Source organism: Pseudonocardia parietis (assembly GCF_017876315.1).
GTDB classification, from domain to species: domain Bacteria; phylum Actinomycetota; class Actinomycetes; order Mycobacteriales; family Pseudonocardiaceae; genus Pseudonocardia; species Pseudonocardia parietis.
Map to the genome: position 1 here is coordinate 480,895 of NZ_JAGINU010000001.1, position 12,062 is coordinate 492,956.

The following is a 12,062-nucleotide window of genomic DNA, read 5'->3' on the forward strand; positions in this document are numbered from 1 at the left end:
TCGGTAGGAAGCTCAGTAGGAAGTGTCGTCCACCCGGGCCGGTCCGGCACCACCGGCCGCGCGGGCGTCGGCGTCGTCCAGGATCGTCGCGGTCCCGCTGGTGCCGAAGCGGGTGACGCCCGCCGCGTGGAACGCGAGCACGGTGTCGAGGTCCCGCACCCCGCCGGACGCCTTCACCTGCACCGACGGCCCGACCGTCCGGCGCATCAGGGCGACGTGCGCGGGCGTCGCGCCGCCGCCCGCGAACCCGGTGGAGGTCTTCACGAAGGCCGCCCCGGCCCGCTCGGCCGCCGCGCAACCGGCGGCGACGTCGTCGTCGGACAGCAGCGCCGTCTCCAGGATGACCTTCACGACCCGGCCGTCCGCGGCTCGGACGACGGCACGGACGTCGGCCTCGACGTCGTCGAGCAGGCCGCTGCGCAGCCGTCCCACATTGATCACCATGTCCAGCTCCGCCGCGCCGTCGGTGATCGCCTGCCCGGACTCCGCGACCTTGGCCGCGGTGCTGGTCGTGCCGTGCGGGAAGCCGATCACGGTGCCGACCGCGACGCCCGTCCCCGCGAGCCGGGAGACGGCGTGCGCGACGTCGCTCGGACGGACGCACACGCTGAACACCCGGTAGCGGGCGGCGATGTCGAGCTGGGTGTCGACGTCGGACCGGGTCAGCTCGGGCCGCAGGATCGCGTGGTCGATCATCCCGGCGATCTCGGCGGTGGTGAGGGTCGGGGCGCTCACGACGGCCCTCCTTCGGCGGGAGGTCGCCCCCCGCGACGGCTGCACTGACGTGGACCGAGGCTACGCGGCGGGAGCACACCGTACGGGGGACGACGCGGGCCGGATCGTCACCACATGCGGTGGCGGCCCCGCACTGCGATGCTGACGCCACGTGCGGCGGAATCGCCGGTGTCAGGAGAGGACGGCCGATGGTGGACGACGAACGGCTCCTGCCGGTCCCGGAGGCCGCGGAGCAGCTCGCACCCGTGCTGCGGTTCGAGCGCTCCCGGCACTCCTCCGGAGCAACCGTGCTGCACGCGGTCGGCGCGATCGACGACGACACCTCCGCCGACCTCTGGGTCGAGCTCGGTGTCTGGTCCGAGGAGAGCTCCGACCTGGTTCTCGACCTGTCCGGGGTGGACTTCCTCGGCACCGCGGGACTCACCTCGCTGCTCGAGGCACGGGACGTGATCGGGGCGGAGGGCAAGCGGCTGCGGGTGACCTGCGGCGGCAGCCGCCCGGCCCGCCGGGCGTTGCAGGTCACCGGCGCGATGGAGCTGTTCGAGGTCGTCGACCCCATCCCCGAGGGAGCGGTCGCGTCGCGGGACATGATCTTCGAGGTGCCCGGCCCGGACGTCCGGTTGAACGGCAGGCCCCGGCGGGACGAGGAGTAACCGCTCCCGGCTTCGGCGTCGAGGTGGAAAGCTCACCACCGTGAACGCCCCCTGCACGCCTCCTCCGGACCGGTAGCGGCACGTGGCCGTGGTGTTGCTCGGCCTCGGCGGCCTGGCCCTGCTGCTCGGTGGCGCCGAGCTCCTCGTCCGGTCGGGCTCGCAGCTCGCGGCCCGGATCGGGCTGTCCCCGATGGTCATCGGCCTGACCGTCGTGTCGATCGGCACCAGCCTGCCGGAGCTCGCCATCGGCATCGACGCCGCGTGGTCGGGCAGCGCCGGGCTGGCGACCGGCAACATCGTCGGGACGAACCTGGTCAACGTGCTGTTCGTCCTGGGTCTGGGGGCGCTGCTCCGCCCGGTGCTGTTCGACCGCCGGACCCTGCGCTTCGACCTGCCGGTGATGGTCGCCGCGACGCTGCTGTTCCACGTCCTCGCCCGGGACGGCGAGCTGGGCCCGCTGGACGGGACGATCCTGGCAGCGACGGCGGCCGGCTACACGGTGCTGATCTTCCGCACCGGTCGTCAGGAGGACGTCGCAGCAGCCGATCCCGCGACGGGGCCGGGGCGGAGCGGCGGCCCGCTCTTCCAGCTGCTGGTCCTGGTCGCCGCGATCGTGCTGATCGTGATCGGCGCCCAGCTGCTGGTCGACGGCGCCGTCCAGGGCGCCAGGGCGTTCGGTGTGGACGAGGCGGTGATCGGCCTGACGGTCGTCGCCATCGGGACGTCGGCGCCCGAGCTGGTGACGATGCTCGTCTCGGTCGCGCGCGGTGAGACCGGCCTCGCGGTCGGCAACCTCGTGGGATCCAGCGTCTACAACATCGCACTGGTCCTCGGCATCACGGTGCTCGTGGCGCCCGGGGCGGCGATCGCCGTCCCGCAGGCCGTGCTCGACGCCGACCTGGTCCTGCTCACCGTCGTCACCGTGGGCGCGGCGCTGGCCATGCGCTCCGGAGCGCGGCTCACCCGGGTCGAGGGTGGCCTGTTCGTGCTCGTGTACCTGGTCTACCTGGGCTGGCTGGTCGTGACGCGGACGTAGCTCCCGCGTCACGACCGGCCACGTCACACCGCCACGTGCGGCTCCGGCGTCGTCGCCGGCACACCCGGGGCCGAGCGCCGGCCCAGGATCACGTAGAGGCCACCGAACACGACCACGCCGAAGACGGCGAGGACGACGGCCAGCGTCCCGGCGAGATCGGTGTAGCTGCCGGTGAGCAGCAGCAACGCCGGGAACCAGCCCGTCACCCAGCCCTGGATCGCGCAGACGGCACCGGTGTAGCGACCGAGCCGCTCCTGTTTGAGCCCGAGCAGCAGGAAGAACAGCAGCCACAGGAACGCCCAGTACAGCCAGATGACACCGAAGCCCGGATCGGCGAACCGGGTGAAGTTCAGCCAGGAGAACACCAGCGCCGACACGAAGACGAACAGGCAGAAGTAGCCCAGCCCGGTGCTGTCCAGACCCAGCGTGATGTTGAGCGCGACGTAGAGGTAGGTGAACGAGAACAGGTAGAGCCCGGACGCGGCGAGGATCGTGTTCGCGTCCCCGTTCGCGGTGAAGATCAGGTAGGTCGGGGTGATGATCTGCAGGCCACCGACGAAGAAGTTCATCGGTGCGGCGGATTTCGCGTCCACCCAGCCCAGCAGCATCACCCCGTTGATGAACAGCACGGCGCCCACGAACAGCAGCCCGACGGAGTCCATCGCGGGTTCCTTCCTTCGAGGGGTGTGGGAGCGCCGGTCAGGCGCGGGCCACCGGGACGCCCTGGCCCGGGTCGATCGCCGTCGGCCCGTCCTTCCCCGGGCGGACGTCGAAGTCGAAGATCTCGGTCGGGAGGTAGACCGTCGAGCAGGAGTTCGGGATGTCGACGACGCCGGAGAGCCTGCCCTCGATCGGCGCCGCGCCGAGGATCATGTAGGCCTGGATGGCGGAGTAGCCGAACTGCTGCAGGTAGTCGATCGCGTGCATGCAGGCCCGCTGGTACGACAGGTGCGAGTCGAGGTAGCGCTGCTCGCCGTCAAGGGTCACCGAGGTCCCGGAGAACGCCAGCCACTCGCTGTACTGCGGGTCGCTCCGGCCGGGCATGAAGATCGCGTTCTCGGAGACGCCGTACTTGCTCATGCCGCCCTTGATGACGTCGACGTGGACGTCCATGAACCCGCCCATCTCGATCGCGCCGCAGAAGGTGATCTCGCCGTCGCCCTGGGAGAAGTGCAGGTCCCCCATCGAGAGCTTCGCGCCGTCGACGAACACCGGGTAGAAGACCCGGCTGCCCTTGGTGAGGTTCTTGATGTCCTGGTTGCCGCCGTTCTCCCGCGGCGGCGCGGTGCGGGCGCCCTCGGCGGCGACCCGGTCGAACTCGGCCCCGGTCAGGTTGCCGAGGACCGCCGAGTCCGGGTTCGGCGGCAGCGCGAGTGCCGGCACCCGGTGCGGGTCGGTGTCGATCAGTGCCTGCTCGCGGGCGTTCCAGGTGCGCAGCAGCTCGGCCGAGGGCGCGGTACCCATCAGTCCGGGGTGGACGATCCCGGTGAAGGAGACGTGCGGGACGTGCCGGGAGGTGGCCACGCCGCCCTGGAAGTCCCAGATCACCTTGTACGCGTCCGGGAACTGCTCGGTCAGGAACCCGCCGCCGTTGCGGGTGGCGAAGACGCCGGTGTAGCCCCAGCCCTGGCCTGCCAGCGGTCCGGAGTCCTCCTGCGGGATGGGCCCGACGTCGACGATGTCGACGATCAGCAGGTCGCCTGGCTCCACCCCCTCGACGTGGATCGGCCCGGAGAGCACGTGCACGCTCGCGAGCGGGGCGTTGAGGATGTCGTCGGCGGAGTCGTCGTTGCGGATGGCACCGTCGAACCACTCGCGGCAGTCCACCCGGAAGACGTCGCCCGGGCGTACCCGGACCTGGGCGGGGACGTCGGGGTGCCAGCGGTTGTGGCCGACGATCGGCTGTTCGGTGAACTTCTTGCGGGAGTCGAGCGGGAAGACGACCTCGGGCATGACGACACGACCTCTCGTGGAGATGCGGACGGACCGCGGGTGACGTGGGCAGCAGCCATCACGCGCCGGGCCGGGGCCCGGCGCGGGACCTCACCGACGACGCCCGTCGCCTAGGGAAATAATTTCCCAGGAAAGCTACTGCGGCGGCACGGGTGTGTCAACGGTCACAGCTGCTGGATGACGTCCCAGGTCAGGCCGTCGGCGACGGCGAGGAACACCCGCTGCCGCAGATGCCGGTCGCGCACCTCGACGGTGCCACGCGGGCTCTCGTAGGACAGCCCGTCCGACACCGCGGTCATCGGCCCGATGTCGGCCGATCCGGCCCGGCGCATCAGGGCGGTCAGCAGCCGCACGCCCTCGTAGCAGGACTCGCCCAGGCTGTTGAGAACCGGTGCCTCCGGCCCGAACCGGCTGGCATATGCCGCGGCGAAGTCCAGGCATTCCGCCGTGGCGAGGTCCTCGAAGTAGCCGGCCGACGTCATCAGGCCCCGGGTGTTGTCCGCACCCGAGGCGAGCAGGACGTTCTCGTCGATCAGCGAGCTGAACCGCAGGATGTCGCGGTCCATCCCGGCGGCGACGAAGGCGCGGTTGAACTCGACGGCGTCGTCACCGATCAGCAGCATCAGCACGGCCTCGCACCCGCTGCGTTCCACCCGGCGCAGGACCGCGTCGAACCGCGTGGTGCCCAGCGGCACGTACATCTCGTCGCAGACCGTGCCGCCGATCCCACGCAGGTAGCGACGGGCGGTGGCGGCCGAGCGGCGCGGCCAGACGTAGTCGTCACCGACGATCGTCCAGCGGCGGACCCCGACGGTGTCGGCGAACCAGTCGAGCGCCGGCCCCAGCTGCAGGTCGGGCGTCTCACCGGTGAGGAACACCCCGGGCCGGTGTTCGCCGCCCTCGTAGAGCGCGGTGTAGGCGTACGGGACGCGGCCGTCGATCGCCGGCGCGACGGACTCGCGCACCGCGGAGATGTGCCAGCCGGTGACCGCGTCCACCGAGCCGGCCCGGACGAGGGCGTCGACCTCACGGGCGACCTCGGCGGGCGACGCGCCGCCGTCGACCGGGAGCAGTCGCAGCTCACGGCCGAGCACGCCGCCCTCGTCGTTGATCTCCTCCATGGCCAGCGTCCCGCAGCTCTCGCAGGACGGGCCGAAGATGCCCGCCGGTCCCTGGAGCGGGACGACGAGCGCCATCGTCAGTGCGTCGTGCCTGCGCGCGAGCGGCAGCGAGAGACGCGGAGCCGGCATCCCGCTACGCTAGAGCCGTTCCACCTGCGAGAACTGCTCCGTTCGGAGGGATAGTCACCGTCGATGTCGCACCCGGGTACAGCCGAGACGGCCCGCCTGCTCTCGATGGCGGAGCGGATGGTCACCCAACGGCTGGATGACGCGTTGCGTGCCGTGGGAGCCGACATCGACCAGTGGCGGGTGCTGTCGCTGCTCGTCGACCAGGGTGGCGCTCCGATGAACGTCGTCGCCGAGCACGCGCTCCTGCTCGCGCCGAAGTGCTCCAAGCTCGTGGACCGGATGGTCGCGGCGAACCTGGTGCTGCGCCGGGCCGACGAGCTCGACCGCCGCCGGGTGCTGATCTTCGTCTCGCCCCGCGGCCGCCAGGCGCACGCCGACTGGGACGCCGCCGCCGCCGAGGTCCACGAACGGTTCGCCGCCGCCGTGGGAGCGGATGCCGCGACGCTCGACGAGATCCTGCGCCGGCTCGCCCTCGGTGTCCGGACCGAACCCGCCGAGGCACCGCCGGCCGGCTGACCGGTCGTCCACGTCGCGGGCCGGACGACCGGCAGAGCGGCACACTGGCGGGATGACACCGTCGGACACCCCCTCCGAGCCCTGGACCTGGCCGGAAGACTGGAGCTCGCAGGCCACGACCGACCTCGCCCACCATCTCGAGCAGGCCGCCGCAGCCCTGCGTGCGGGCCGCGCCGGCGTCCGCCGCAGCGCCACCAGCTGGTCGAGCACCGGGCCCAACCAGCTCGACGTCGACCTCACGTGGATGCCGCCCGACTGACTACGAGCTCATCGCGGGCCCATCAGCTGGAGCGGGGTCGCGTACGTGCTCTCGGCTCCCCCGTCGCCGATGATGTAGACGTTCTCCATGTGACACGGACCCAGCTCACCGCCGAAGTACAGGCAGTCGAGGCTGATCACCATGTCCTTCTCGATCTCGAACCCGGTCGTCCCGGCGCGGCCCTGCGCCGGGTAGGCGAACGGGAACTCCAGGGTCATGTGACCGATGCCGTGGGCGAGCACCAGCAGCTTGTCCGGGACCGGGACGCCTTCGGCGACGAGATGGTCGTGGGCGATCCGCGCCAGGTCCCCGGTGAAGGCGCCGGGCCGCATCCGGTCGACCATCTTCAGGAAGGCGTCCCGCAGCACGTCGTGCAGCCGCTGGTACTGCGGGGTCGGCTCGCCGATCACCGCGGTGCGGTTGATGTCGATCCAGATGTCCTCGCAGACCCCCTGGGTCTCCAGGATCACGATCTGGCCGGCGTCGAGCGGCCGGTCCCCGCGGGTGCGGAACAGCTCGGGCAGGAAGGCGCCCTGGAAGGTGCCGCCGAAGAGCATCGCGCCCTCGTCGACCGGTGTGGCGTCCATCCGGACCATCGCGTCGGCCACGGCGAACTGCACCTCGTCCCACGAGACTCCGGGACGGAGCGCGTCCGCCGCCGCGGCCAGCGCCCGGTCGCCCACGGTCCCGACCCGGCGGAACGCCTCGAGCTCGGGCGCGGTCTTGACCATGCGCGAGCGGATCAGGGTCTCCAGCGCGTCGGACCCGGTGAAACCGAGCGAGTCCAGCCGGTGCATGCCCCGCAGGTCGTCGAACCCGATGCGGGAGCGGTCCAGGCCGTGATCGGTGAGCGTGGCGGCGATCGAGGCGAGGACGTCGGGCTCGCACCGTCCGCGCACCCGCTCGCCGTAGAGCTCCGCCGACGCCTTGCCGATCGTGCTGGCTGCGGCGGCCGGGTCCGCGGACCGCATGACCTCGCAGAAATTGATCATGTCGAAGACCCGGATCTCACCGGCCCGGTCGGGCTTGCCTGCCTCCTCCTGCACCATCAGGAGGGCGAGGTTGGCCTCCGGGATCGCGAGCACGACCGGCCGGTCCGCGTCGAGCGGGACGATCGCGGCGCAGAGCGGCTCGTGGAGCTGCCATTTCTCCAGCACCGAGCGGTAGCCCGTGGTGTACAGGACGTTGTGCGAGGTGGTGAGGACGACGGCGTCGAGGCCCTCGGCCGCCATCAGTCCGCGCAGTCGGTGGATGCGCTCCATCGCGTTCTCCTCCGCTTCGTTCGGGTTTGCTCCGCGGTCGGATGACGGCGGTCGGACGACGGCGGTCAGCTGTCGGCGGCCAGCTGGAGTGCGAGGAAGCGCCCGTAGAACCGCGCCATCGCCAGGTTGCCGCCCATGAACCACAGACCGGGCTGGCCGGTCCGCCGCCACACACCCCGCAGCTCGCCCTCGGCGTCGAGCCCCCAGACGGGACCGCAACGATCGGCGACGTCGTCGCCGAGCAGCGTGCGCGCGGTCTCGACCATCCCGTGGTAGCCGGTCGCGAGAACGACGACGTCGGCCGCAAGTTCGGACCCGTCCGACAGCAGGACACCGGACGCGCCGTGGCGTTCGACGTCCACTCCGGAACGGACGGCGACGGTGCCGTCGGCGATGAGGCCCGAGCAGCCGACATCGATGTAGTAGCCGCCGCCCTTCTCCAGGAAGAGCATGAGGGCGCCGGTCCCGTCGATCCCGTCGTTGCGGCGGAATCCGGCCCGGTCGAGTCCGGTGAGCAGGTCGGCGTCCGCCTCCGCCATCCGCGCGGTCATCCCCCGCTGGGCGTCCCCGCCGGCCCGGTGCGGGAACGAGGCGCCCAGCAGGTCCGCGACCTCGGTCGGTGGGCCGGTCTCGTCGTACAGCCCGGCCATCGCCAGTGCGGACGCCTCCGCGCTCACCACGTACGTGCTGGACCGCTGCACCATCGTGACCGAGGCACCGTGCACGGCCAGGTCCTGCGCGATGTCGTGTGCGCTGTTGCCTGCCCCGACGACGACCGCGCGTCTCCCGGAGAAGCCGGCTCCCCCGGGGAAGGTGCTGGAGTGGAAGACGGTGCCCTCGAAGGCATCCGCGCCCGGGATCTGCGGAATCCGCGCCTCGGTCCCGCTGACCCCGGTGGCCAGCACGACGTGCCGGGCCCGCAGCTGCCGTTGCGACCCGTCCGCCCGGCGGAGAACGAGGTCCCAGCCGTCCCCGTCGTGGGTCCCGGCGGTGAGTGAGGTACCGGTCCAGACGTCGAGATCAAGTGCCGCGACGTAGTGCTCCAGCCAGTCGGCCAGTTTGTCCTTGGGGGTGAACACCGGCCAGCTCGACGGAAAGGGCAGGTAGGGAAGATGGTCGTACCAGACCGGGTCGTGCAGGCGCAGCGAGTCGTACCGCCGGCGCCAGTTGTCACCGACCCGGTCGTTGCGGTCCACGACCAGCGTGCGGACGCCCATCCTGGTCAGCCGTGCGGCCAGTCCGAGTCCCGAGTGACCGGCCCCGATGACGACGACGTCCGGATCCCCGTCCAGGAACTCCCGCTCGCGTTCCCGGGTCTGCGCCCAGGTCGGGCCGCCGGGAACCTGGCTCTCCGCGCCGTGCGGCCGTCGATGCGCGATCGCCTCCTCCCGGCCGACGAGCTCGCGAGCGGCGGTGAGCAACGTCCAGGCCTTCCACACCTGCCCGTCGGTCGAGGTGAGCCGCAGGACGCCCTCTGCCCGGTGGACAGGAGTCTCGAAGGTGACCGACGCCTGGATGAACTGCCCCTCGGGGACGAACGTCGCGTCCGTGACGGCCAGGCCCGACACCTCACCCTTCAGGTTCGCCGCGATGGAGTCGACGCCGTGGAAGGTCCGCAGGTCGTCGGTGAGGACGAGGAGATCGCGCCACCAGGCATCGGACCGGAAGAGCTCGGCGACTCCGGCGCCGGAGCTCAGAGCGTGTTTGAGAAGATCAACTTGTTTGGGTGAAGGTGCGTCGCTGCTGTCGGGTGGCAGGTCCGCCGCGGGCGAGGCGGCGGGTCATGGTGTTGATCGCGGCCCAACGGATCATCGCCTCGGAGGTCGCCCGGTGACGTTCGTAGTCGCGAGCCAAGCGACGGTGGGCGGTCAACCAGGCCAGGCTGCGTTCGACCGCCCAGCGTCGTGGGATGACGACGAAACCGCGCTGACCGGCGGGTTTGCGCACGATCTCGATCGTGGTGCCCACGATGGTCTGCGCCCAGTCGACCAGGCGTCCGGCGAACCCGGCGTCGGCGAACACGAATCGCACCGTGGTGGCCAAGTAGGCGCCGAGCAGGGCGGTCTTGGCGCCGTCGCGGTCCTGACGCCCGGCAGAGCAGACCATCACCGTGAGCAGCAGCCCGAGGGTGTCGGTGACGATGAATCGTTTGCGACCGTTGACCTTCTTCCCGGCGTCGTAGCCGCGGGAGTCGCGGCCGACGGTATCGGCGCCACGCACGCTCTGGGAGTCGATGATCCCCGCGCTCGGCTCAGGGTCACGCCCCTCGGCTGCTCGGAGCTGTCTACGCACGATCGGGAGGATCTTCTCGGTGACCCGCTGCTGCTCCCACCGGTTGAAGTACCAGTACACGGTCTGCCACGGCGGGAAATCAGCTGGTAGGGCGCGCCAGGAGCAGCCAGCGCGTACCACGTAGAGGATCGCGTCGACCACGTCCCGGCGCGGGTGCTTCTCCGGCCGCCCGCCCGACCCAGGCGCGGGCAGCAGGGTCTCGATCAGCGCCCACTGCTCATCGCTGGTGTCCGAGGGATACCGCTTCCTCCGTCGAGCCACCCATCCACCGTGGACTCAATCCACCCTCGCGTCCCGCAGACACGCCGACGCTTCTCAAACACGCTCTCAGCGCAGCGTCGAGATCGCGCATCCACGCATCGACGGTCGTGCGGACGTCCGGTGGTGCGACTGCCGATTCCGACACAGAACTCCCTCGTCCCTGTCAAACGGTCGTTTGGCGTCAACGTAGCAAGTCGAGGGAATTCGGGACAATGCTCGACCGCGCGCTATCCGCCCTGGCGGAGCAGGAAGCGCTGGATCTTGCCGCTCGGGGTCTTCGGCAGCGCGCCGGTGAAGTGGACGGTGCGGGGGTAGGCGTGCCGGGCGTACCGGTCCTTGACCAGCTGCTGCAGTTCCCGTTCGAGCTCCGGGGTGCCCTCGGCTCCCGGGGTGAGCACGACGTGCGCCTCGAGGACCTCCCCGCGCAGCTCGTCGGGGCGGCCCACGACTGCCGCCTCGGCCACGTTCTCGTGGGTGAGCAGCACACTCTCCACCTCGAACGGGCCGATGCGGTAGCCGGCCATGATGATCACGTCGTCGTCGCGGGCGGAGAAGTGGAAGTAGCCGTCCTCGTCCCGGGCCGCGGTGTCACCGGTCAGGTACCAGCGCCCGTCCTGGCTGAAGCGCGACGTTCCGGCGGCGTGGGCGTAACCGCGGAAGGTGGCCAGCGGGCTGTTCGGCACATCGACGGCGACCTGCCCGACCGTGCCCGCCGGGGCGGGCGTGGCGTCGTCGGCGAGGACGGTGGCGCTCCAGCCGGGGAACGGCCGGCCCATCGAGCCGGGCCGGACGGGATCGCGCACCTCGTCGGCCCAGGCGTTGCCGATCATCATGCCCTGTTCGGTCTGGCCGTAGTGGTCGCGTACACCGATCCCGAGCACCGCCTGGGACCAGGCGACCACGTCGGGGGTCAGTGGTTCGCCGGCCGAGGACAGACACCGCAGCGCCAACCCGGCCGGTACCGGGTCGGTGGCTTGCAGACTGCGGTACACGGTGGGGGCGGCGGCGAAGTTGCTGACCCCGAACTGTTCGAGCACGGTCCAGGTGGTGGCGGGGGTGAAGGGGGCGTGCAGGAGCAGGCTGCGGCGTCCGGCCGCCAGCGGGCCCAGGACGGCGTAGTAGAGGCCGTAGGCCCAGCCGGGGTCCGCGGCGTTCCAGTAGACGTCCTCGGCGCGTACGTCGAGGCCGAACTCGAGGTAGCCCTGGATGGCGGCTAGCGAGTGCACCGGGACCTGCACGGCCTTGGGTGCCCCCGTGGTGCCGGAGGTGAACAGCTCGATCAAGACCCCGTCCGGGCCGAGCGCGGCGGGGGTGAGCTCGGCGTCGCTGTGGCGGGCCAGCAACTCGTGGAAATCGTCGTGGCCGGCCCCGCCCGCCCGCTCCCCCACGACCACCAGACGCGGCCCCGCCCCGCCGACGAGGCCGTCGAGTTTGTCGCACTGGTCGGCGTCGGCGACGACGACCTTCGCCCCGCTGGCGCTGACCCGTAGCTCGATGGCGGGCGGGGCGAAGGCGGTGAACAGCGGGACGTGGACCGCGCCGCGCCGCCAGATCCCCAGCAGGGCCACCACGAGCTCGGCGGACTTGCCCATCAGGACCGCGACCGCATCACCCGGGCCGACACCGAGCTCGTCGAGCGCGGCGGCGAACTTCGTCGACTCCGTGCGGAGCTCGCCGTAGGTCAGATCACGCGAACTCAGGTCGGCCTCGATGACCGTGAACGCCACCGCCTCGGCCGGGTGGCCGTCGCAGAGCAGGTCGGCGGCCGACGAACCGGGCCGGGCGTAGTACCGGACCAGTTCGTCGACACGGGTACGCGGGTCGGTCATGGGATTCCGTCTCCAG

At 71.2% G+C, this 12,062-nt stretch carries 13 protein-coding genes; 5 read left to right on the forward strand and 8 right to left on the reverse strand.

Annotated features, from left to right (window positions below):
- Window positions 1–12 precede the first annotated feature (12 nt).
- On the reverse strand, window positions 13–735 hold the full coding sequence (gene deoC / locus JOF36_RS02345; RefSeq protein WP_210024790.1) for a deoxyribose-phosphate aldolase: 723 nt from the start codon (window positions 733–735) through the stop codon (window positions 13–15).
- A 188-nt stretch (window positions 736–923) separates the two neighbouring features.
- On the opposite strand from deoC, the gene JOF36_RS02350 reads away from it, so the two are divergent.
- Together JOF36_RS02350 and JOF36_RS02355 are read left to right on the forward strand one after the other, a co-directional pair.
- Window positions 924–1,388 carry an STAS domain-containing protein gene (locus JOF36_RS02350; protein ID WP_210024791.1) on the forward strand — a complete coding sequence of 155 codons (465 nt, stop codon included), beginning with the start codon at window positions 924–926 and terminating at the stop codon, window positions 1,386–1,388.
- A gap of 82 nt (window positions 1,389–1,470) precedes the next feature.
- Window positions 1,471–2,424: a calcium/sodium antiporter gene (locus JOF36_RS02355; protein ID WP_210024792.1), complete on the forward strand. Its 954-nt coding sequence runs from the start codon at window positions 1,471–1,473 to the stop codon at window positions 2,422–2,424.
- Between the two features lie 23 nt (window positions 2,425–2,447).
- On the opposite strand, the gene JOF36_RS02360 is transcribed toward JOF36_RS02355, so the two are convergent.
- The 3 genes from JOF36_RS02360 to JOF36_RS02370 all read right to left on the reverse strand — a co-directional run bounded on the left by JOF36_RS02360 (window position 2,448) and on the right by JOF36_RS02370 (window position 5,627).
- Entirely contained in the window at window positions 2,448–3,086 is a 639-nt protein-coding gene (locus tag JOF36_RS02360) for an AmiS/UreI family transporter (protein WP_210024793.1), read from the reverse strand.
- 37 nt (window positions 3,087–3,123) lie between these two features.
- Window positions 3,124–4,377, reverse strand: coding sequence for a formamidase (gene fmdA, locus JOF36_RS02365; RefSeq protein ID WP_210024794.1), 1,254 nt, complete (start codon window positions 4,375–4,377; stop codon window positions 3,124–3,126).
- A gap of 164 nt (window positions 4,378–4,541) precedes the next feature.
- The gene (locus JOF36_RS02370) at window positions 4,542–5,627 is read right to left on the reverse strand and encodes a substrate-binding domain-containing protein (protein WP_245350626.1); all 1,086 of its coding nucleotides are present in this window, start codon (window positions 5,625–5,627) and stop codon (window positions 4,542–4,544) included.
- A gap of 63 nt (window positions 5,628–5,690) precedes the next feature.
- Between JOF36_RS02370 and JOF36_RS02375 the strand changes: the two genes are divergently transcribed.
- Window positions 5,691–6,143 (forward strand): MarR family winged helix-turn-helix transcriptional regulator, encoded by a 453-nt coding sequence (locus tag JOF36_RS02375; protein WP_210024795.1) that lies wholly within the window; start codon window positions 5,691–5,693, stop codon window positions 6,141–6,143.
- A gap of 52 nt (window positions 6,144–6,195) precedes the next feature.
- Window positions 6,196–6,402, forward strand: coding sequence for a hypothetical protein (locus tag JOF36_RS02380; protein ID WP_210024796.1), 207 nt, complete (start codon window positions 6,196–6,198; stop codon window positions 6,400–6,402).
- A gap of 8 nt (window positions 6,403–6,410) precedes the next feature.
- On the opposite strand, the gene JOF36_RS02385 is transcribed toward JOF36_RS02380, so the two are convergent.
- Together JOF36_RS02385 and JOF36_RS02390 are read right to left on the reverse strand one after the other, a co-directional pair.
- Window positions 6,411–7,664 (reverse strand): M24 family metallopeptidase, encoded by a 1,254-nt coding sequence (locus tag JOF36_RS02385; RefSeq protein WP_210024797.1) that lies wholly within the window; start codon window positions 7,662–7,664, stop codon window positions 6,411–6,413.
- Window positions 7,665–7,729: 65 nt separating this feature from the next.
- Window positions 7,730–9,232 (reverse strand): flavin-containing monooxygenase, encoded by a 1,503-nt coding sequence (locus tag JOF36_RS02390; protein WP_210024798.1) that lies wholly within the window; start codon window positions 9,230–9,232, stop codon window positions 7,730–7,732.
- Between the two features lie 36 nt (window positions 9,233–9,268).
- On the opposite strand from JOF36_RS02390, the gene JOF36_RS39925 reads away from it, so the two are divergent.
- A complete protein-coding gene (locus tag JOF36_RS39925; protein WP_281071083.1) occupies window positions 9,269–9,394 on the forward strand; it encodes a hypothetical protein in 126 nt (41 codons plus the stop codon).
- Here JOF36_RS39925 and JOF36_RS02395 read toward each other — a convergent pair.
- Both JOF36_RS02395 and JOF36_RS02400 read right to left on the reverse strand, forming a co-directional pair.
- Window positions 9,378–10,217 carry an IS5 family transposase gene (locus tag JOF36_RS02395; RefSeq protein WP_210024799.1) on the reverse strand — a complete coding sequence of 280 codons (840 nt, stop codon included), beginning with the start codon at window positions 10,215–10,217 and terminating at the stop codon, window positions 9,378–9,380. The genes JOF36_RS39925 and JOF36_RS02395 overlap by 17 nt on opposite strands.
- A gap of 227 nt (window positions 10,218–10,444) precedes the next feature.
- The gene (locus JOF36_RS02400; RefSeq protein WP_210024800.1) at window positions 10,445–12,046 is read right to left on the reverse strand and encodes an AMP-binding protein; all 1,602 of its coding nucleotides are present in this window, start codon (window positions 12,044–12,046) and stop codon (window positions 10,445–10,447) included.
- Between the last annotated feature and the right edge of the window lie 16 nt (window positions 12,047–12,062).

Bases quoted from the DNA above. Each gene is read 5' to 3' on its own strand.
- JOF36_RS02350 (WP_210024791.1), top strand. From the start codon at position 924: ATGGTGGACGACGAACGGCTCCTGCCGGTCCCGGAGGCCGCGGAGCAG.
- JOF36_RS02360 (WP_210024793.1), bottom strand. From the start codon at position 3,086: ATGGACTCCGTCGGGCTGCTGTTCGTGGGCGCCGTGCTGTTCATCAAC.
- fmdA (WP_210024794.1), bottom strand. From the start codon at position 4,377: ATGCCCGAGGTCGTCTTCCCGCTCGACTCCCGCAAGAAGTTCACCGAA.
- JOF36_RS02370 (WP_245350626.1), bottom strand. From the start codon at position 5,627: ATGCCGGCTCCGCGTCTCTCGCTGCCGCTCGCGCGCAGGCACGACGCA.
- JOF36_RS02375 (WP_210024795.1), top strand. From the start codon at position 5,691: ATGTCGCACCCGGGTACAGCCGAGACGGCCCGCCTGCTCTCGATGGCG.
- JOF36_RS02380 (WP_210024796.1), top strand. From the start codon at position 6,196: ATGACACCGTCGGACACCCCCTCCGAGCCCTGGACCTGGCCGGAAGAC.
- JOF36_RS02385 (WP_210024797.1), bottom strand. From the start codon at position 7,664: ATGGAGCGCATCCACCGACTGCGCGGACTGATGGCGGCCGAGGGCCTC.
- JOF36_RS02400 (WP_210024800.1), bottom strand. From the start codon at position 12,046: ATGACCGACCCGCGTACCCGTGTCGACGAACTGGTCCGGTACTACGCC.